We start from the raw sequence: 24,488 nt of genomic DNA, 5'->3' as shown, positions 1-24,488 counted from the left end.
TTATATATACATTGCATTGCAGTCGTTTTATGTGTTTTTTGTTTTCAAGAAAAAGAACTTTTAAAAGATTTACTTCTCCATAAATCCCCCCATTCTGACCAATTTGTCAGTTTCGTGCTACTAATCGACGAATTTATCCTCTATGTACTTTTATACAATTGCTAATATTGTAGTAGTATTAAACAGCAACATAGATTTTTTATGAAACGATTATTACTTTTTAGCCTATTAGCATTTTTAGTCTCTTGTAAAACATCAAAAAATGAGACAACTAAAAACGAGAAAGTTAGTCAGCCGAATATTATATTGATTATGGCAGACGATATGGGTTTTTCAGATTTAGGATTTATGGGATCGGGTATTAACACACCAAACATAGACCGATTAGCAAATAACGGAATGGTGTTTAATAACTTTTATAATGCCGGAAGATGTTGCCCTACAAGAGCAACTTTACTAACAGGTTTGTATGCACATAATGCCGACCTTGGTTGGATGACTGCTTCAGATTTTGGGAGACCAGGTTATAGAGGTGCCATCAGTAAAAATAGTGTAACAATTGCACAGGTTCTAAAAAGTGCTGGATATGCCAATTATATCACAGGAAAGTGGCATGTTACTTACGATAATAATATGACAGCCAATGCAGATAATTCAAATTGGCCATTGCAAAGAGGATTTGATGATTACTATGGTATTCTTGCTGGTGGTGGCGGATATTATGATCCAAATACACTAACAAAGGGAAACGAAATTATTGCTCCGTCAGATGATTTTTATCTTACTGAAGCAATCAATACATCAACTATAGATATTCTAGATAAACATTATGCTACTAAAAAAGACCAACCCTATTTCTTTTATGTAGCACATTATGCACCGCATAGACCGCTACATGCATTAAAAGAAGACATAAAAAAGTATAAAGGAAAATTTAGTAAAGGATGGGATCACTTTCGTAAGCAACGTTATGATGTAATGAAAAAAAGTAGTCTTGCAGATGCTTGGGCTTTAAGCGATCGTCCAAAAGATATTCCTGCTTGGGATTCGTTATCTGATGAGGAGAAAGCAAAATGGGAAGTGTATATGGAAGTCTATGCCGCACAAATTGATAGAATGGATCAAGGAATTGGTCAGATTGTCAATTATTTAGAGGAGAAAGGAGAGCTAGATAACACTATAATTATGTTCTTATCTGATAATGGAGGAAATGCAGAACCTCAGGGTAAAGATATTCCTTTTGATAAAATGACAGATATTGGTGGGAAAACATTCAACCAGAGCTATAGAAAAAATTGGGCAAACATGAGTAATACTCCTTTCAGGTTATACAAAAGTTCTAACCATGAAGGAGGAATTAGTACGCCATTGATTGTTCATTGGCCAGAGAAAATAAAACAGGCAGGTATTACAAATCAACAGGGCCATGTACTAGATTTAATGCCCACATTTATGGAATTGGCAGGAGCAAATTATCCTAAAAACCATGAAGGAAATTATATCAAACCTTATCAAGGCAAAAGCTTTGTAAGTGCATTAGAAGGAACTTCAACAGAAAGGGGAGCAATGTTTTTTGAGCATCAAGCAGATAGAGCAATTATTGATGGGCAATGGAAATTAGTTGCTTTAAAGGCGAACAAACCTCCTTATAAAGGAAAATGGAAGCTCTATAATTTATCAAAAGATAGAGCAGAAGAACATAATTTAATTGATGAGTATCCAGAAATTGCAGAAAAATTAAAGAAGCAATGGAATAACTGGGCCACTGATAATAATGTATTACCTCTAGATGGTAGAGGTTGGAATAAAAGAGTGAAGAGCGATATCAACTCTCCTCAAAAAATATAATCGTTAGATAAATAGAGTGAGTTGAATACCCTTTTCATAGATATGAAAGGGGTATTTTTTTATTTTGTGTTAAAAAATTGAAGAATTACCGCTCATTGTTGTTGTCATTTTTGATGAAATTGAAGTGTGATTAATTGATTGAAAGAAATCATTTTTTAAACTTCTTATTATTAATATCTGACTACACTTATGAACAAATATTACGTTTACTTAGCAGTATTTTTCTTATTATTTTCCAACATAATAGCGGCAAATACTATTAGCAAAACAATGCATACTCAAACTACATCTACCTCTTATTATTTTAGTAACGATGGGGATGATAGTAACGATGGGAGTAGGAATGCTCCTTGGAAAACTCTTGAAAAAGCATCGGCAATAGCTAAACTTTCTAACAAAGGAGGCATTCTAAAAGCAGGTGATAAACTATTATTTAGAAAAGGAGATACTTTTGAAGGTCAGTTGGTAATTTTATGTTCTGGAACCGAAGAAAACCCTATTGAAATAAGTAATTACGGAACAGCAACAGAATTGCCAATTTTATCAGGTGCTGGAAATATTCCTACAGGAGATTTTATCGAAGCAGTAAAATTAACCAACACAAGTTATATTACTATGGACGGTCTTTGGATCAAAAATGACAGGAAAAACAAAGGGAATATAACTTGGAATACAAACTCTGCATTTGGTATAAAAGTAATTGCAAATAAGTGGGGTGGTGTACTCACAGGACTTACTTTTAGGAACCTAAAAATAACAGACGTTTTTGCTATTGATATGATAGATTGGGAAGGGAAATTCACTTTAGATTATTATACTGCCAAAGGCATATTTTTTGATGCTGATAAAGACGATATTACAGTTACACCAACAAAAGAAGTAGGTATAGACAATGTCCTTATTGAGGATTGCTATTTTTATAATCTTGGCTCAACAGCTATTAGTATTCGCCATTTATCTAATCTACCGTCTTACAATAATCCTGTTGATGAAGAAGAAAGAAACCTCAATTTTGTAGTACGAAATAATCATTTTGAGAAATTAGGTGGAGATGGTGTCGTATTGGCTTCAGTTTGTAATGCAATTGTCGAGAAGAACGATTTTATAGATTTAGGCTGGGGAGATCATAAATCATCAACGGATAGATATTATGGTAGAGGAGAAGGTTGTTGGATTTGGGATTCACGAAATATTTTAGTGCAATACAATAAACAATTAAGAGCAAGAGGCTTCGGAGATACATATGGAGCAGCCGGACATATTGATTTTTATTGTAAAAATGCCATATTCCAATACAATTATAGTGAAGATACAGAAGGTGGTTTCGTCGAAATTTTAGGAGATTGTTTAAACAGTACGTTCCGCTATAATGTGAGTGTGAACGATGGTTTCAGAGATTTTCATGGTTACTCATTATGGATTGCTGGGTTCGTAGGAACTGACAAAGATCCAATTCGTTCGGATAGTAGTTTTATCTATAATAATACGGTATATATTAATAAGCAGGGCAATAAACCCGATATCTTAATTTGGGCAAAAAACACTTATATCTACAATAATATATTTAAAGTAATGAATGGTGCTGCAATTGGTGCAGACGGTGTAGAAATAGATATAGAAGAAGGCAGTGAACTTGTAGTAGATAACAATCTTTTTTACGGAGATATCTCTTCAGATTTTACCAATTTGGATAACAATAAAATAATTGATGAAGACCCAGAATTTGTAAACGAAGGAACAAGTGGAATTGAAGGTTACCAATTAAAAGAAACAAGTCCTGCCATAGATACAGGTAAAAAGTTTCCAGAGCCTACATTTCCAATGGCAGGGCAAGGTATTTTTAAAAATATAACGCTAAATACAGCTACAGATATTTACGGAAATGAAGTGGATATTACCAACTTAATTTCAAATATTGGTGCAGATAATAATTACAATAGTAAACAAGAAGATGTAGATTTAAGTGTTACGGGTATTATTATTGAAAATGATATTACAGAAATTGGTATTGGAGAATCAATTAAAGTGGTGGCAAACGTAGTGCCTTTAAACGCAGCAAATACTACTGTAAAATGGGCATCTGATAACTCAGCAATTGCAACTGTAAATCAGGAAGGACTTGTAGAAGGTTTAACGGAAGGAGTAGTAAAAATAACGGCAACTACAGAAGAAGGGAATTTTATAGCTTCGACAACTATTACAGTAAAGAAAGAAGCGATTTTAAGCACACAACCTATCACAAAAGCATTGTTTAAAATGTATCCAAATCCAACATCAGATTATGTGATCTTTGGAGGAAATCAATTAGTAGGTAAACAGCACATAACTATTTATTCTGCACTCGGAAAAGCAGTGTTTTCTACATCATTTACAGAGCGCTATAAAATGTCTGTAAATCATTTAAATAAAGGTACTTACGTGGTTGTTTTAACGAATACATCAGGACTACAACAAAAGCAAAAACTAATTATACAATAGACTTTTTACATTAAATTATGAAACAAATAGTACTAATTTTCCTCTGTGTTTTATCCTTACAAACAACAGGGCAAACAGACCTTTCTGCTTTTCAGCCCTACAATACACAAGGCGATAACATAATACATGTTACAACAGCAGATTTTGACGCAGTTGGTGCTAAAGATTATGTTGTAACGATGACTGTTGATGGTAAAGTAATTGCCTTTAACAGACCTTCAGAAATAGCCACGCCTTCTGCAGACAATAGACTTTGGGAGTATACAAATTTACCCTCAATAGGGATACGAATTTTAGCAGAAGACCTTATCCCTGATAGTTTAGGAGATGAAATTCTCTTACCGGGTACAGATGGCCATATTAGAATACTGTCATCTGCTGGAACATTATTAATTGATAAAAAAATCAGTTCGGGAGTTTTATATTCTACAGCAGTAGGTAAAAATAATAAAGGAGAAACAATGTTGATAGTTTCTGGTGTAGATGGTTTAATCCATTTCTTAGATACAAGTGGAGATCTTATCACAACAGTAAGACCTAAAACAGATAGAACGGGTAAAATTGCGGGTTTAATAAGACATTTAATAGTAGGTGATTTTGATGGAGATGGAGGAGATGAAGTGGCTGCTTTTATCAATAGAAAAAGTTTTGAAGGAAATAATTTCATGGATATTATTGATTTATCTACATTCAAAAGACCAAATTATTGGAATGGAGAAACTGGAGAAATTAGTGACAATACCACACCTGGCTTAGGGTTTACAGATAAGCAATTAGGGTATTCGTATGATATGGATAATGATGGTGACGAAGAAATTGTAGCCCATTGGGGTGTTTATCATCCAGAAGATGGTGTAGGTACAAAAACTTTTTCGACGATGATCAAAGAAGAGGAGAAACTCACTTTACAGAAGTATGAAGGGTTTGCTCAACAGTACTTAATCGATAACCATGGATTTAAACAAAAAGACAAAGAGAAATTAACCAATACAGGTAAATACTTAATGCAATACGGTCTACCTGGTGATTTTAATAATGATGGAAAGGCCGAATTATTTACTTTATATGGAGATGATTTATTTTTATCAAAATATACTGCTGAAACGCAAGAATTAGCAATTTCGGAATATACTTGGGCACACTCAGAATATCACTTTCCTGGAATTGCACGTCTTGAAGATCGAAATGGGGGAGGAGATAAAGTGGTTTTAGCAGGACCAATTAACGGAGATGATCATTTTTATATAGTAGATGTGGCCAAGCCAGATTGGAGAATACAAGCTAGAAAAATAAATGGAAAGGGTGTATTAGGTGATGTAGCTCAAAATATAGATCAGCTTACAATCGATATTGATGGAACAACCACAAATGATGAAATAGGAGATGATAAAATTTTGTATGTCGGCTCTTCTTTTAATGGTTGGTTAGGCTGGGAAATGACAGAGGAAAATTGCCAAATTAAAGCACAAAATACCTATGATGCCATGCAGGAGTGGTATACAAAAATTGGAGGAAGTTCAAGAGTTCGGTTAGTGAGTAGTTTAAACACTACTATCTATGGAGAAACTTCTCAAGACGAGAATGCCAAAATAACAAAAGAAGGAGTAATTGCATATGCAAAAGCATTGGCAAAAAAGGGAGTCTATTTTAATGTTATTATTGGTCATGGTAATCATTTGTATATGACTCCAGAAACTTTTGCGGCCATCTATGAAGCATCAATAATTGATGGAGAATGTTATATGTCGGCACGAACAAAAGAAATAAGAACAAAAGAATATTTTGATTATTATATTCCCTTGTTAGATGCCGTTATAGAAAAATCGGAACAATTAGGAACGCCACCACCAATGGTAATGATATGTGCTAAAGGACCAGTAATTACTGCTTTAACACAAGAACAAGGAGATAATTACTTTCCTAAATATAAAGATGTTCTAGTACCGGGAGTGGAAAATTCTAATGTAGGAACACAAGGTTTAAGTATTCAAGAACGTGTAGGTTTATGGATGAATGGAGATGTAAAGAATTGGGGATGTAATGTAATTGGAGATAATTTAACACCAAATAGAGTAACTGAGTATGGTGGAATGAGAAACCCACATGTAGTCTTAAGACATCTTTTGTCCCAATATTCGTTAGGAGCAAAGATCTTTAGAATTACATCAGTAACGAATTTAGGAAACCCAATGTACCAAAGAGGAGATGTTACAGGAGAGGAGCAAGTATGGTCGGGCGTGTATGAAAAAGGAGTACTTAATTTTCTTAAAATTGTGGAGAAAGGAATTTACCCACATGCAACAAAGCCTAGTGAAGTAAAAGGTATTTCGCCTGTAGCCATCTCACTTTACAATCGTAGTGATCGTATGTTAGAAAACTCTATTAATCATGATCACGAATTTTATACACCTGTTCTTAATGAGTATGTACTTAATAAGATGGCTTGTTGGGATGCCTATACAGATGTTCCAGAAAATGATGTTACCTTTTTTACAGGGGGGGCAAAACGTAGATTCGATAATTTATTGCCTATTTCGAAAGGAGGATTTGTTACATTTATTCCACATGAGACAGCAGAAGAAGTAGAAGAGAACATTTGGTGTAATGTGGCGTATCAAACAAATGGTGATACTTGGAGTGATTTTTCTTTAAGTCAAGGCCGAACAACAATAGTAGATGCATTGGCATCGGAACAGAGCAATTTAGACTTTTATGTAGAGGGCGATTGTTTTTGGCAAACCTTACAAAAAGAAGACGATCCATTAACGTATTATTTAGTTGTAATGGGAAATAGTATTTTATCTCCCAAAGACAGAGTAGTAACTATAAAAGCTGGAAATAGTATTTCTGGAGCATGTGATATCAAAGATCAATTGTCGAATACAAGTGTAGGTACTTTGTATACTTCTGAAAGTGAGCTATCTGTAACTATTCCTAAAGGAGTTCCTAGAATTTTTAAAATTACTTTAACGTCTCCATCTAAGCCTGATTTTGTGGAAAATGGAGATTTTGAAGCGAAGTTAATCAATTGGACACCAACGGAAACAGTACTAGCCACAGAAGAAGCTTATTATGGAAATTATGCAGCCAAAGTGACTGGAAAAGGTAGTCTTCATCAATGGAGAAAAGTAAAACCCAATACAACATATACACTAACGGCTTTTGCAAAAGTAACAGATCCAGAAAATGGTCAACCGACGCTAACAATAAAAGACCAAACGGATAATTTATTAGGAAGTGAGCAAGTAAATGAGACTACCTATACGTCTCAGAGGATAAAATTTACTACTAATACAACCACCGACTCTATTAGCATTAAATATTTAAGAGATAATGATAAAGCTGTAGGTGATGCTTACTTAGATGAAGTTGTGGTGAAAGAAACAGCCTACATTTTAAATGCAGATTTTGAAAAAGACTTAATGGGTTGGACCTATTACGGAGGGGCAAAAGTTGTTGCTTATGAAGATTTTAGTAAAGATAAATCGGTAAAAATTGAAGGGAATGGAGGTATATCACAATGGATTAAAGTAGAACCTTCTGCTACATACGAGGTTTCTTTTACAACTAAAATGGATGATATATCTAATGATTTACAATTTCAAATAAATGATGCAGAAGGTAATAAATATGTATTGGAAGGAGTAACTACGCTTCAGTCCAAAGAGTATTCATTTTCTGTAACAGTGAAGGATGGTGAAGAAAATTTAGAGCTTAGTTTTTCGAGAGCAAATGAAAGTTCAGGTAATGTTTGGATAGATAACATCACAATTACATTAGGAGATGATTCTTCTGACGGTCAAGATAATATTATAAATGACCTTTCAACAGCTATACTTGAAACAAATATTTATCCAAATCCAGCAAACGAGAGTGTAAATATAGTGCCCAAAGTAGCAGGAAAATACGAGTTAAATGTTTTTGACGCACAAGGCAGAAATATGGACAAAAGAAGTTTTACAGATCGATTTAAATTACCTGTTTCTAACTATACAAAAGGAGTGTATTTCTTTATATTATCTGATATGGAAGGTGGACAAGAAAGTTTTAAAGTGATGGTGAAATAGAGTAAATCTTTTTAATTAGGATAAAATTAACGGTAGTACCTTGTAAATAAGTACTACCGTTTTTCTTTTGTAATAACTCTATATTTTGATACAAGGTTGGAGCTACCTCATTAAAGTAAAAACTAATCATACAATAGATATTATCTGTTACGTTGTTATTTTAAAATCTTTTCTCATAACATTGTGCATTAATTAAGGAGGTTTGTCAATATTACAATGTAAATACAGAGGGGCATGATCTATAAATCATTAACTATAATTATAGAGTAGTATACAGTATTGATTTTTAATACGTTACCTATTTAAAGCAAAGCAGAATATTAATGTAGACTTTATTCACGTTAATAGCTTAAATCAGTTCGAATTATGTTAAAAATGAATTGATTAATGTTTATTTTTGAAAATAAAAAGACTAATCTATATCTTTGGCCAAGAAGTACGAGTTATTTTTATTCGAAACAACAAATACCGATTTTTATTAATAGAATGGATTAAAGGACTATAATCCAATTTTTTGATTATTACAGAGAATTACTACTACTTTAACTATCTGTTTTATTCCTTCTGAGATAGACTATCATTTTTTACTAGACTTTTTGACTATTCACTATTTATGCTTTATAGATTAATTAAGACAATAATTATATTCATTCTTCTGCTGACGGTACATTTTAATGCCTATTGTGACATTAATCAAGTACAGACCAAGCATTTGAATTTTTACAGCCTAACTAATGTTGATGGCCTATCCTACAGTTTTGTATCTTGTTTGGAGCAGGGGCAGAATAAACTATTATGGATTGGAACAGGTAAAGGATTGAATTGTTATGACGGAACAACAATCAGTAGATATTATAAAAATGATTCTCAATTCTCTTTACCACATGATAAGATCAACAGTTTAAAATATACAGACAAAAAGAAATTATTTATAGGTACTGAAGATGGACTATGTGTATTTCAGGATAGTATGAATAATTTTATACCGATACACTATAAAGGGAAGTCAATTTCAATTATTCATGATATTATCAAGTTTAAAAATAATGAGTTATTTGTAACAAGTAGTTCTGGAGTATATAAAGTAATTGATAAAGAGAATGAAATAGTCGTTCAAAAAGTATCTTCAAATACTAATATAAAAGGAATTTTTGTAGATGTTTTTCATCATATTTGGATGTATACTAATGATGAAGTTATTTATTCAACACCAGATTTTAAGACGATTGAATCATATGAAATTAAAGTAGATAATACACTGAAATCAGCTCAAATTACGTCAGCATTTTTGAGTACAAGTGGCTCTTTTTGGATAGGAACGACTTATAATGGTTTATATAGATTTGATAGAAAATCACATCAATTTAAGGTTAAATATACTGGAGATATAAAAGAGGGTACACAACTTAAATATATTAGGTGTATAAATGAGGATAAATTTGGCAGGTTATGGATTGGTACAGAGAATGGCCTTTTTGTATATAACACCAATTCAGATGATTTCCTGCACTTTACTCAATCGTTTGAGATATCAAAAAACTATATAAATGATAATGCAATCTATTCTATATTTGAAGGTCAAGAAGGCATTATGTGGATTGGAACTTACTTTGGAGGAGTGAATTATACATCTCTAAATGCAACAGGGTTCCAGAATTTTATTCCAGATGGTGGTAGATTATCATTAAAAGGAAAAGCAGTTAGTGATATTATTGAGGATGATAATAATAGACTTTGGATTGGTACAGAAGATAAAGGTATATCGATTTATTCTCCTCACGATAATTCTTTTGACTACTTAACCCAGGATCAAAATAATAAAAAGGGGTTATGTGGTAACAATGTTCATGCATTACTAAAAGATTTTGAAGGGAATATTTGGGCCGGCACCTATATGGATGGTTTGAATAAAATTAACCCTTCTACTTTTGAGGTTGAACAATTTAAAGCAAACAAAAATTCAATATCAAATAATAGTATTTATGCACTATATATAGGTCGGAATAGACAAATGTATATCGGTAGTATGAATGGTATTGATATTTATAACTTCGAAACTAAATTATTTAGACAGTTTGAACCAGAATTATTAAAAGGGAAAATTGTTGATGATATAATTGAAGATGAGAGAGGAAGTATTTGGATATCGACATATAACTCAGGTCTTTTTAGATATAATTCTGAAATAGATAGTATGTATAATTATGGAATGAAAGATGGCTTACATTCAAATTCGTTTATCAGTTCTTTAATCGACTCTCAAAGTCGACTTTGGTTTGGAACGAGAGGTGGTGGTCTAATTCAATATAATTATAAAACTAATTCATTTATACATTATGATACCGACGATGGTTTAACAGAAAATGATGTATATGGTATTTTAGAAGCGAGAGATGGTTTCTTATGGCTCAGTACAAATAGAGGAATATTAAAATTTAATCCTATTACTGGAAAAGTAGTTATAAATTATACTACAAAACATGGAATAATTGCAGACCAATTTAATTTTAAATCTTATTATAAGGATAGTAACGAAATGTTATATTTTGGTTCTGTATATGGTTTAACATATTTTGATCCTGTTGAAGTTTATAAAACATCTTATAAATCAACACCACTTTTTACATCCATAGAAAGTATAAATGGTCCTATTCAAAATGACTCAACTTTAAACCTTCCACAAAATATCAATTTTGCAAAAGAGATTATTTTGGATTATGAAATGGATGAGGTTACATTTAGTTTTACACTACCTACCTATCATCCAATTGTAAATTCAGATTATTCATATATGCTTGAAGGGTTTGATCAGGATTGGAAAATTGTAAAAAATAAAAGCAATAAAGTATCCTACACAAATCTAGACCCTGGTAATTATACTTTTAGAGTGAAATTCTCGAATGATGGGAATACATTTAATACCTTAGAGAAGAGTATAAAAGTAAAAGTACTGCCACACCCATTAAAAACAACCTATGCTTTTGTTCTATATGGTATTTTATTAATAAGTATCTTATATATAATCTATATAAGAATAGATAAACGCCGAAAACAAAGAGCGGCAATAAAAATTGCGAAAATTGAGGAGAATAAGAAAATCGAATTAGAAGAACATAAACTCAATTTTTTCACAAATATCTCTCATGAATTTAAAACTCCTCTAACAATCATATTAGCATTAATAGAAGAGATGTCTCTTGATTCAAACAATACTTTTACTTCTCAAACGCAGAGATCATTCAAAACTTTAGAAAGGAATGCCTTGAGGTTAAAGTTTTTGATTTCTCAGTTGATGGAATTTAGAGAAATTGAAACGGAACATTCACCATTGATTTTATCGAAATTTGATATCAATAAAAAGATAAATAATATATATACTTCATTTACAGTACTGTTTGAGAAGAAAGGATTAAACTATACTATAAAATCAAACTTAAAAGAATTAGAAGTAGTAAGTGATGCAGAGAAGATTGAAAAGATCTTTAGTAATCTTTTTAGCAATGCCTTTAAATACACTAAAGAAGAGGGTAAAATTGTATTAGAAACATCTTTAGAGAAAAATAATATACTATTAGTGAAGATTTCTAATACAGGAGAACTCCTTACTAATGAAGATAGAGAAAGAATATTTGCACCTTTTTACAAAAAAGAAAAAAGTATTGATAATACGGGGATCGGAATGGCGATTGTCAAAAGTTTAACTTCACTTTTATCTGGTGAAATTGAACTTGAAACAGAGGAAGAACTTGGTAATGTTTTTATTATAAAATTACCATTGGATACATTTTGTGAAAAAGATATCAATGTGAATCAGGAAGATGTTTATTCTAGCTTTACAAAAGATCTTATTACAAGTATAGGTGAAGATGAATACGTAGAAAGTACTGAATTGAAAGTTAGTGATCAGAAGTATAATATTTTAATTGCAGAAGATAATCCTGATTTATCACGACATTTAAAGTCATACCTATCCAAATACTTTAATATTCGAACAGCAAAGAACGGTAAAGAGGCAATTAAACTTGTTGAAAAAGAAGCTCCAGATTTAATTGTAAGCGATGTGTTAATGCCTATTATGGGAGGTTTAGATCTTTGTTCAACCATAAAAAAATCTGATGAATTTAGTCATATTCCTGTAATTTTGCTCACTGCCTTATCTTCTGATATTGATAAAATAGAGGCATTAAAACAAGGGGCTGATTCTTATATGTCAAAACCTTTTAGTTTTGAAGAGTTAAAAGTGAAGATTACCAACCTGTTAACTTCAAAAAGTAGGTTAAAACAACATTTTAAAGACTCTGGGTTACTCTCCGAAGAAACATTACATCTAAGAAATAAAGATGAAGAATTAATTATTCTGATAAATCAATTTATCAATGAAAATATTGAGAACGAAAACTTTGGAGTAGAACAATTAGCTGAATTATTAAGTTTAAGTAGGTCTGTTTTATACGGGAAAATAAAAACAATGACAGGATTAAGCACTGTGGATTATATAAATACTATTAAATTAAATAAGGCGAAGAAAATGATCCTATCCACAGATTTTTCAATATCAGAAATTGCTTTTAAAACAGGTTATTCCGATGCTAATTATTTCAGTAGAATATTTAAGAAATTTAATAGTATTTCTCCTACACAATATAGGAAAGTGAATAAAGAAACAACTGAAACAATACTTGAATAATTCAGATACTAAAAGAACAAATTTACTAGACGACAAATTGAGCTTAATTTTTTCAAAATTAAAGAACTTTAGAGCAGTAGGTTTATTAAAACTTCTCTTTAAGGTGAATTCTTTAGTTAGTTTTTAATCGATAAGCTACATCATAAAATAACACAATCAAGTTTTAAGGTTAATTATATTATTTTAATGTGTTCTAGTATAGTGATGGGGATTGCGAATCCAATCTATACAATAGCACAAAACATAATATTGATAGCATAGATGTTTTAAAATGTGCTATATGCACGTATTAAGTGTGATTAGTACAAGGAAAATGACAAATAGTCCTAATTAAATAATACTAATTAAATCATATTTGTTTTATGATTTTTTAAAAGATCTACTAGTTAAGGTAGGTCATTGTATTGTATGATTTGATGAATGAAAAGTATGAAATTGAATAAAATTATACATCTTGAAAGGATAGAACTTAAAAATTACTTGCTATTATTTCTTATATTTTTAGTAACTAACATTGGGTTTGGGCAAACTGAAAAAAACTTGGTTTCAGGTACAATTAAAGATGAAAATGATGAACCACTACCAGGGGTAACTATTAGGGTATTAGAAACTGGAACGGGAACCATTTCCGACTACGATGGAAACTTTAGAGTGAACCTTCCAAAAGAATTAGAAAACCCAAAATTGCAATTTTCTTTTGTTGGACTGGTCACAAAAGAAGTAGATGTTAAAGGCAGGTCGTTTATTGAAGTTAAATTAGCTCAAGATACGCAAAGGTTAGATGAAGTAATTGTTGTTGGTTATTCTTCTCAGAAGAAAGGAGATTTAACAGGTGCAATTTCAAATGTTGATGCACAATTGTTGAAAAACGAATTGCCCACAACTATGGAACAAGCCTTAAAAGGAAAAATTGCGGGTGTTCAAGTATTAACAGCAGATGGAACTCCAGGTGCAGGAACACAAATTAAAATTAGAGGAACAAACTCATTAACAGCAGGTAGTTCACCTCTTTATGTAATTGATGGATTTCCATATCCAATCTCATCAGATCCAACACATAACCCATTATCCACTTTATCTCCAGAAATGATTGAAGATATAGTTGTATTAAAAGATGCATCTTCAACTGCAATTTATGGATCTCAAGGGGCAAATGGTGTAGTTTTAATCACAACAAAGTCTGCGAAAGAAGGTGCTACACAATTTGACTTTAAGGTAACGACAGGTGTAAGTTATTTAACGAAAGAGCTAGAAGTACTTTCTCCTGAAGATTACCTCAGAAACATGATGTACACCAATTTAGGAAGAGATCGAATTGATTTTGAAGAAGAGTACAATACACAAGCTTGGAATGATCCATCAAAAGTAACGAATTGGGTTGATGAGATTTTCAGAACAGCAATACGCTATGGAGCAGATTTTTCGTTTAGATCATCTACCAAAAAAATGAGTAACTCTTTATTCTTATCAGTATCAAATGATGAGGGTGTAGTTATTAATAATGCCTATAAAAGAGCAAACTTAAGATATAACAGTGCAATTGACATTACAGATAAATTAAAACTAAATGCTAGAATAACATTTGACATAAATTCAAGAACAGGTGCAAACTGGTTTGTTGGAGGTTTATTCAATAATGCGTCAACTTTTAGTCCTTTTATCCCTAAAGAATTCACTTTTGAAGATATGGGAGAATACTTACCAAACACAAGAGGTGCTGATAATCCTTATCGTCAGGTAATGGATAATGAGTTTACTAGAATGGATATGCGACCTTCTATTGATTTAGGTTTAAACTATAATATAGGAAAAGGGCTTTCTTGGAACAATAGCTTTGGTACAAGTTATATGACAATTGAAGAGCGCAGATTTTCAGATACAACATTAAGAAGTTCTGCATTGAATAATGGAGAAGCCTATTACGAAGAATTTGGCTTACTAAGTTGGAGATACCTTTCTCAACTAAATTATAATTTTACTTTTATGCCAAAAGGTCATTCTCTAAAAGCGTTAGCTGCTTTTGAGGCAAGACAAAATATAAACGAGTCCTATTCGGTAAACTACACTAATTTTACTTCTGAGTCTGGTTGGTATGGAATACATGCCTCTGAAATAGGGTATCATATGGAATCTCCAGAATTGGTTTATAGATCACATTCACTTGCTTCTTTTATTTCTAGAATTGATTATTCTTTTAAAGATAGATACCTTTTAGCAGCTACTTTAAGAACAGATGGTTCTTCTCGATTTGGCGAAAGTGGTAAATGGGGTATTTTCCCTTCAGCAGCTTTTGCTTGGAGGTTATCAGAAGAACCATTTTTTAAGAAGAGTGATTTCTTGACAAGAACAGTTAGTAATGCAAAATTTAGAGTAAGTTATGGGGTTGTAGGTAACGATCAGATCAATGATTATAGGTATTCAAACTTCTTAAATAACTTAGATAGGAATGCAGTATTTGGTAGTAGTAATCATCAAAGTGCTTATGTGCCATATACACAGCAAGAACTTGGTAATCCTAATATTACATGGGAAACATCTAAAGAATTAAATTTAGGATATGATCTAGCTTTATTTGACGATAGAATAGTTTTAACGGGTGAATTCTATGAGAAAATTACAACTGATATGTTGCTTGATCAACGTCTTCCTCTAATGTCTGGTTTTGAATCCGTAACAGTTAATTCAGGATCGGTTCAAAATAGAGGTGTTGAATTTTCAATTAGTTCGCATGTGATCAGAACAAAAGATTTTGATTTCAATTTTGGTTTTAATATTAGTGCCAATCGTTCTAAAGTTTTAGATCTTGGCGATAGAAATCAATTGCTTTTAAATAGAAGTGTTGGATTTAGTAATTCAGAAAATATTCTTTTAAAAGAAGGCTATCCTATAGGTTTATATTTTGGTCATGTTATGGATAGGATCATGAATGACGACAATAGCCATCATAATGCTAACCCAAGTGATATTAATGAAGTTGCTCCAGGTGGACAAGGGTTAACAGATCCATCAAGAAGCTATCCTAATGGTAAATTTACTTTTGTAGATATTGATGGAGATGGTAGAATTACAGATGCTGATAGAGTTCCTCTAGCACATGTTGAACCTGATTTTATTGGTGGAGCCAGCTTTAGGTTCAGGTATAAAATTTTTGATTTAGGTCTTAATTTTAGTTACTCATACGGGAATGATCTTTTAAATAGTAATGTAGTTAGTTTAATTTCTGCTGGGCATGGAGTTAATAATGAATTAAAAATTATTGCTGATGCGAAATGGAGTGGAAGAAATAGAAATGGTACTTATACAGAAGATGCTAATTATAGAAGATTCTCTAACTCAGAAGTAGTAGAAGATGGTTCATTTATTAGATTAAATAACTTGTCATTTGGAATATCGATGCCACAGAATATGTTGCAGAAGTTAAATATGAAAAGTACAAGATTATCTTATGCTGCTAGAAATTTATGGACCTACACTCGCTATTCTGGATATGACCCTGAAGTAAATACGCAGCCAGCAGACTTGGATAAAAACCTGCAGACAAGATTTTTATCGGGAGTAGATTTATCTTCTTATCCTACTTCAACAACACATTCTATAGCCTTAAACGTTACTTTTTAAATGAAAACGATACAAAAATATTGCATATTATTGTTTGGAGTGATAGCAACATTAGGTTGTACAAACTTCTTACATGAAGAGCCAAAAGTGGGTGTTAATGCTGATTCTTATCTTAATTCTTATGATAAAGCAACAACATTATTAGGAGCATCTTATGCTAAATTAGGCGATAGAGAAGATGGTGTAATGGGGCGTGAACGTTTTATGATGCCCACCGATTTACATGAAGGTAACCAAGATGCAGGCAGGATGATACTAAAACCTACATCATTTCAAGTGAGAGATCTTTGGAGAAAACTTTATGGGTTTATTGCCACTGCAAATGTAACAATAAGAGAGATAGAAAGTAAAAGAGATATAATTGACCAAACTTTTGTAAACAGTAATAGAGAGGATAGAACCTTTATTTCGCTAATGTCAGAAAGAGAAGGTTTTAAAGCATCGAATATGCTTCTTGGTGAAGTGAAATTCATGAGGGCATATGCTTATTTTACATTGTATAGATATTTTGGTGGTGTACCTATTTTGACAAATGTTGTAGCAACAACTCCTGAGTTTAAACCTAGAGCAACAAGAGATGAACTTTTTGCTTTCTTAGAAAATGAACTCACTTTTGCCAAAGACAATTGTGTACCTAATAAAATTAATGGGGTAGAAACACTTCTTTATGGTAGAGTTACACAAGGTGCAGCAGCAGGGCTTTTAGCAAAAGCATATGTTTTTCAGGCATCTTATATTAGAAGAGCAGGCTTTTTTAATGATAAAATTGGTGAACTTCCAGGAACTGTAAGTAGAGAAGAATTGTACGACAAAGCAATTTTACTTTGCGATAGCTTGATTAATCAACAAATTGGACAACATCAACTAGAAAATTATTACCCTGCTGTATTTACAAAGGCAAATTCAGAGGTATTGTTTAGTGTAGTAGCATCTCAAGGAACAACAGGAGGTCTTGGAATTGGAAATAATGAATGGGGCACAGAAGGTAGTGCAATCAATGGTGCTCAAGGTGGACGAGGTTCTACTAAATGGCATGCATTATTGTACGATTTACCAACTTGGGGTTCAACTAATGAGTATTCTACCGTACCAAAAGAAGGACAGCCCTTAGAATATGGAAGTACTTATAAAGGAATGGCTGAAGCTTGGGGAGCTTTGGAAAAAGGTAATCCAAGGGATGGTTTTGATAGAATTTTACCTAAAACAATGGAAAATCAAAACTCATTATCTTTTACAGGAGATAGTACAAGAAGAATGTGGAACGTTGTGAAGATGTTTATTACTGGTTCAGATCCTGATCAAAACTTTCATCAAGACTTGGCAGATGGGATGTGGATATTTGAACCTTTTGGGAAATATACAAAAGATGAAAATGGAAGTACACTTAGTAGAAATGGACGAGATTATTTCATTTCACCTTTAAAAGGAGATGAATATTCAACACAAGAATTAAATATCTTAACAGAATATACGAATAACAATCAAAATGCGATAGGTATTTGGAAAGAGGAAAAAGAAAATGATGGTACAGTAAGAACAATATTTGATAGTGATTTATTTAGAATGCCTAGACAATGGCGTTTTTCTAAATTTAGAAGACCTCACCCATCCTCTCTTCCTGATAGTTTCTTGCCAGAATTGACTGGGGTAGACTATCCAATTTTGAGGTTAGCTGAAATGCATTTATTGAAAGCAGAAGCGTTATACTTTAAAGGGAATACATCTTTAGCTATAGCAGAGTTAAATAAAGTAAGAGATAGAGCAAGAAACCACGCTACAAATTTTGTAGATCTATTCGACTTAGATGGTGATGCCCCTTATTCTTATGCAACCAATAGGCCGATAGATATTCCAACATCTTTAACAGGTGAACAAGCACTTAGAGAAATTCTTTTAGAAAGAGTAAGAGAATTATGTGGAGAAGATGATTGTAGATGGTTTGATTTATCTAGATATCCAGATTTACATTTTGATAATACTAAAGGGAATCATGTGTATTACAATTTAAATTCATACAGAGATCCTTATTCTGCAGGTGTTTCTTTTTATCAAAGAGAAATGGAGGATAGAATCAATACAACAAATTTGGCCTACAAAGTGCTACTTCCAATTCCTTTAGAAGAGTTCCAATATTTTCCTGATTTACGTCAAAATCCAGGGTATTAATCTTCTTTTAAATTTTAACTAGTTAAAATCTAGAATATCATGAAATTAAGCTTTAAATATATAGGTACATTATTATCACTTTTACTTCTATTTAGTTGTGAAGAGTATGATTTTGATAATATCAGTACTCCACATGTCAGCGTGACTTATTCTCCATCTAATCCATCTATTGGAGATGTTGTTACATTTACTGTTGAAGGTGATGCTGATTTTGTTACCATTTTCACTGGAGATTCTACACAAGAATATAAGTACTCAAAAGTGAGAGCAGAGATGGAGTATGGAAGAGATGCTTTTGAAGATACAGTTTTTAGAAGAAGAACTAGTACAGATGATGCTGTTTATAAAACCTTTTTTAAAGATTATAATACTGTAGAAGAGGTGTTAGAAGATTTTAAATTCTTTGGAGCAATTGAAGACATAGAATTAGGTGAATTTGGAACACCAGAAGGATCTGTTGTTGAATCTTCACACCCTAAACAATTGAAATTTAGAATTGCAGACAGAAGAATTCCATCAGGGTTTACATTTAAACCGAATATCCGTTTATTTAATAGATTGATGTATTTAGAGATGCGTTTAGTTCCTGATGCAGAAGACAGGTTTGTAAGATTTGAAGAAGGTAGAAACAATACAAAAGTAACTTCTGCATTCAGATTACATTTTTATGATAGAATCGATGATCAGTTATATACTCCAGGAATTAATCCTTTATCATTTACTGATTACCAGTTTAGAGGTTTTTATCCTAATTTTCAGTCTTTACCTAATGCTGATCCTTCTTTTAATCCGAATGGTTTTTTAAATGATTACACATTCAGCTGCTCAAAATCAAATGATGCAATGTTACCTCCAAATGGTAAATTAATTGGAGGAAGAAGAGAATTTAATGATGTGTCAAACAGACATATGCATAAAATTCATCCATTAACAGCTTCTGGATTAGGGAATAATGATTACTCAGAGTACAGTTATAAAAGTCACCCTGAAAGAGCAATTGTAAGGGAAGTGGATGTACTTATTGGTGGATCTACTTATAACTTATGGGAAGATCCAGAAACAAATTATTCTGGATATGATGAAGAAACAGGTTTTCCTAATAACCCTTCAGATTATGACCGTACTAGAAATTTTCAAGGCGATGTTTATGTTACTTCAATAGAGTGGGGAGCACATACTTATTTACCTTATGATGAGGGTATTTCTGTAAGTAATGAATTTATAAATAAGCAAAACACATTTCAATACATATATACTGGTGAAGGTGAATTTACAGTCAGCGTTGTAGCAACTAATGTGGGTACAAAGAAATATTCAGAAAATGGATACCAAGATAATAGAGATTATTCTGCAGCAGAGTATGAAATTTTAAGATCTGTATCAGAAATTAAATTGAAAGTGCAATAATACAAAGCATCAAAAATTATATTTAACAGGTTGTTCTTTAAGATTAAAGAGCAGCCTTTTTTTTATGAATGTATTTTACTGAACAGTAAATAGTAAAACTTTAATTCATTATTAAAACATCAATTAGAAGTAAATTTCTTTTTATTAAACTCCCTCTAAACGATTAATGCTAAATTTTGAATGAGATTGACCACTATTTTCATCACCTTTTAAGACATACGATCTATTATATAATTACGTACTATTTATTTACAGTACATTAAATAGAATCCAGTTATGTATACGAATAGAACGTTTAAATTGCCTCTTTTAATAATATGATTATTTATGTATGTCGTACTAAGTGATATTTTTTTTATCCTTTAAGGATGTCCAATCAGAAGTAGCATTAAAACAATTAGCACAAAATGTTTAGCAATTAGCATAATTGTCCTAAAACACCATAAAGCTCATTAATAACTAAGAATTGTACGACTAATAGCTTAAATAATCCTAATATTATTTAATGTTACCCTGCATATTTGCTACTGTGATATTTGATCAATTCAAATAATTACTGATGAAATGGAATTACTTTTTCAATTAGCATAATTATAAATTTCCAAGAAAATGAAATTGAATACTAATTTATTTAAAACTATTGTCGGGGGAACATTAGCATCTTTTCTATCTATAGGTGCAATCGCTGCAAATCCTAATAATAATGACCCTATCTCTACTACTGAGAATAATACGGCTCCTATACTTTATTCTAAACATATGACAGACTACAATAGTGTAGAAGAAGTATTAAAAGATTTTTCATTTTGGGGAGCAATCGATCCTAATAGTATAGAGTTAAAGGAGTTTGAAACACCTGCTGGTTCAACTACTCCATCATCAACAAAAAAACAATTAAAGTTTACTATAAAAGACAGAAGAATTCCTTCAGGTTTTACTATTAATCCTAATATGGAATTAGTAGGGAAAGAGATGAGAATGGAAATGCGTTTAGTACCAGATAAAGCAGACCATGATGTCCGTTTTGGAGACGGAAGAAATAACGGTGACGTAACTGCAGGTTGGAGAGTTCATTATAAAGATAAAACAGATCAATTAGTGTATACTGTTGGTAATGAGAACTCTAAATTAAATGATTTTCAGAAGCAAGGGTTTTATCCTGGATTTGAAACACTTCCTGATGCAGATCCAAACTTTAAGCCTGATGGTTTTGTAAATGATTGGTTTTTTTACTGTACATCGGATAATGATGTAATGAAGCCAGGAAGTAGAACGCCAGGTGGAGTTAGACCAATGAAAGATACAAATAAAAGACACGCAGCTAAGGTAAATCCAAATGTTAATTATGTAGAGGCTCCTGATAAGGCAATTATTTCTCAGGTAGATATATTAATTGGCGGAAGTACTTATAAACTTTGGCAAGACCCTAATAAGTTTTCAGGATATGATCCAGAAACGGGTTTTCCAAAAGCCAAAGAAGATTATGTAAACGTTATGAACTTTCAAGGTGACGTTTATATCACTTACATAGAGTGGGGTGACAAACAAGTAAACTAAGGTATATAAAAAGATAAAATAGACTACGAAGATGAATAATAAAGTGACTAATGTGGCTAAGAAATTAGCTCCACTATTAATATCACTTGCTGTAGTGACCGGATGTAAAACTACATTTGGAGATTCAGCAGCAAGTAAAAATGACTACCCAGTGGTACCAGTGCCTTTTAATAAGGTGAAAATGACGGATGAGTTCTGGCAACCAAGGTTAGTAACAGAAAGAGATGTAACTGTACCTTTCTCTTTAAAAAATGGTCAAGAAGCCATTGATAGATTAAAAATGTGTGGCGATTTCCGTTTAGGAAAAAGTGAAGATAAACCTTCTCCTCACCGTTTTATTAGCTCTGACTTATTTAAAGTGATGGAAGGAGCAGCTTACTCTTTAATGACTTACCCTAATGAGGAGTTAGAAGTAGAGCTAGATTCTATCATTGATTTGATTGGAAACGCAATGCAAGATGATGGGTACTTGTATATTTCGCATACTTGTGGAAATCCTAACTTAAATGAGATGGGTGAAAAGCCTTACTCTTGGTTAGTACATTCACATGAGCTGTACAATGTAGGACATATGTATGAAGGTGCTGTGGCTTATTATGAAGCAACAGGAAAAGATAGATGGTTAAAAATGGCTGAGAAAAATGCTCAGCATGTAAATAAAGTATTTTTTGTTGGTGGTGATCCGAACTACAATGATGGTAAGCCAATCAATCAAGCGCCTGGTCATCAAGAAATTGAATTAGCACTTTGTAAACTATACAGAGCTACTAATAATGAGTTGTACTTAGATATGGCTAAGAAATTCTTAGATATTAGAGGTGTTACTTATACTGTAGACGGTACAGGTGTTATGTCTCCAACGTATGGTCAACAACATGCTCCGGTAGCAAAACAATTTGAGCCAGCTGGTCATGCAGTAAGAGCAGCTTACCAATATTGTGCAATGGCAGATGTTGATGCATTAACAGGAAGAAGCGACTACAAACAAGCGTTAGACTCAATTTGGGATAACCTTGTAAATACTAGAATGCACATTACAGGTGGATTAGGTGCAGTACACGGAATTGAAGGTTTTGGTGCTGAGTATGAATTACCAAATAAAGATGCTTATAACGAAACTTGCGCAGCGGTTTCAAATGTATTCTTTAATCACAGAATGTTCTTATTAACAAAAGATGCTAAATATTTAGATATTGCTGAACTATCATTATTTAACAATGCTTTGGCAGGTATCAATTTGGCAGGTAATGCATTCTTTTATGTAAACCCTTTAGAGGCAGATGGCATTAGCACATTTAATCATGGTGTAGCTGATAGAGCAAAATGGTTTGGTTGTGCATGTTGCCCTCCAAATATTTCACGTATGATTCTTCAAGCACCTGGCTATATGTATGCACATACTGATAAAGATATTTATTTATCATTATATGCTGGTAGTGAAGCTGAAATTCCTTTGGCAGATGGTAGCGTAAACGTTATCCAAGATACAAAATATCCTTTCTCAGGAGATGTAAAAGTTGAAGTAATTCCTGAAAAGGAAACACAAGAATTTGCTTTTAAATTAAGAATTCCAACTTGGGCAAAAGGTAAAAACTATGTGCCTGGTAAATTATATCCTTTCATTACAGAAAATAAAGGTGAGGTAACTGTTAAGGTAAATGGTAAAACCGTTGATTACGATGTTGAACAAGGGTTTGCTGTAATTAATAGAGAATGGACAAAAGGTGATGTTTTAGAACTATCATTACCAATGGAAGCTAGATATGTAGATTCTTTTGATAAAATTGAAGCAAATGAGCACAGAGTTGCCGTTGTAAAAGGACCTCTAGTATATTGTGCAGAAGAGCCAGATAATGATGTGAAAATCCAAAATTTATTTGTTCCTTCAACTGCGTTAGCAACTATTGGAAAAACAGCAAATATCAACCAAGGAGTATTAGAAGGCATTCCATCTATTCAGATAAAAGGAAAGCAAGTTATTGATGATAAAAATGCAAAAGATAAAGGAATTAACCTTATTCCTTATTATGCTTGGAGTAATAGAGGAGCAGGTAAAACAATGTCGGTTTGGTTACCAGATAACCAAGACTTAGCCGTTGAGAATCTACCTTCTATTAAGTATTTATTTGCCATCGAAAGTATTGAAGCTTCTTTTGTAGAAAAAGCAAATGACGCCTCAATTGAAGCACTTTGTGATGGTGCAATTCCAGGTAGTTCTGCAGATAGAGGAAGTCTTCCAAGATGGTCAACTTTCCCAGAAGTAGGTAAAAAACAATGGGCAACAATTAACTTTAAAGAAACAAAAGATATTAGAGATATTTCAGTATACTGGGCTGACAGAAGTGAGCATAATGGTAGTGTGAAAAAACCTAAATCTTGGAATGTAGAATATAAAAAAGAAGGTAAGTGGCATCCATTCGAAGTGTATATCACAGATGGTTACAGAACTGCCTTAAACCAATTCAATGTTATTCATCCTGCATCGGATTTAAATTGTGACGCAATAAGAATTAATGTGACTCCTTACCCAGAATACGCTGTAGGTATTTTGGAAACTCAAATTACTTTTGGAGAATCTTCTTTAAGTAATATGTAATTAAAAAATGATTATCAAGATGCTGGACAAAATGTCCAGCATCTCATTTCCAAAAAGGATTGAA

General features: G+C 32.4%; 9 protein-coding genes. All 9 read left to right on the top strand.

Annotation, left to right across the window (positions count from 1 at the left end):
* Positions 1 to 201 precede the first annotated feature (201 nt).
* Positions 202 to 1,848 (top strand): arylsulfatase, encoded by a 1,647-nt coding sequence (locus KM029_RS21960; RefSeq protein WP_144075955.1) that lies wholly within the window; start codon positions 202 to 204, stop codon positions 1,846 to 1,848.
* 270 nt (positions 1,849 to 2,118) lie between these two features.
* Positions 2,119 to 4,326: an Ig-like domain-containing protein gene (locus tag KM029_RS21955; RefSeq protein WP_158631183.1), complete on the top strand. Its 2,208-nt coding sequence runs from the start codon at positions 2,119 to 2,121 to the stop codon at positions 4,324 to 4,326.
* Positions 4,327 to 4,343: 17 nt separating this feature from the next.
* On the top strand, positions 4,344 to 8,393 hold the full coding sequence (locus tag KM029_RS21950; RefSeq protein WP_184679533.1) for a carbohydrate binding domain-containing protein: 4,050 nt from the start codon (positions 4,344 to 4,346) through the stop codon (positions 8,391 to 8,393).
* Between the two features lie 712 nt (positions 8,394 to 9,105).
* Entirely contained in the window at positions 9,106 to 13,080 is a 3,975-nt protein-coding gene (locus tag KM029_RS21945) for a hybrid sensor histidine kinase/response regulator transcription factor (RefSeq protein ID WP_158631182.1), read from the top strand.
* A gap of 429 nt (positions 13,081 to 13,509) precedes the next feature.
* Positions 13,510 to 16,698, top strand: coding sequence for a SusC/RagA family TonB-linked outer membrane protein (locus KM029_RS21940; RefSeq protein WP_158631181.1), 3,189 nt, complete (start codon positions 13,510 to 13,512; stop codon positions 16,696 to 16,698).
* Positions 16,699 to 18,864, top strand: a complete 2,166-nt coding sequence (locus KM029_RS21935; protein ID WP_144075949.1) for a RagB/SusD family nutrient uptake outer membrane protein — start codon at positions 16,699 to 16,701, stop codon at positions 18,862 to 18,864.
* Positions 18,865 to 18,903: 39 nt separating this feature from the next.
* The gene (locus KM029_RS21930; protein ID WP_144075948.1) at positions 18,904 to 20,271 is read left to right on the top strand and encodes a DUF5017 domain-containing protein; all 1,368 of its coding nucleotides are present in this window, start codon (positions 18,904 to 18,906) and stop codon (positions 20,269 to 20,271) included.
* A 609-nt stretch (positions 20,272 to 20,880) separates the two neighbouring features.
* Entirely contained in the window at positions 20,881 to 21,828 is a 948-nt protein-coding gene (locus KM029_RS21925; RefSeq protein WP_144075947.1) for a hypothetical protein, read from the top strand.
* 31 nt (positions 21,829 to 21,859) lie between these two features.
* A complete protein-coding gene (locus tag KM029_RS21920; protein WP_205125511.1) occupies positions 21,860 to 24,424 on the top strand; it encodes a glycoside hydrolase family 127 protein in 2,565 nt (854 codons plus the stop codon).
* Positions 24,425 to 24,488: the final 64 nt, after the last annotated feature.

The organism is Flammeovirga kamogawensis (assembly GCF_018736065.1).
GTDB classification, from domain to species: Bacteria; Bacteroidota; Bacteroidia; order Cytophagales; family Flammeovirgaceae; genus Flammeovirga; species Flammeovirga kamogawensis.
The sequence above is the reverse complement of the archived record's forward strand: the minus strand, read 5'-3'. Positions and strand labels throughout refer to the sequence as shown.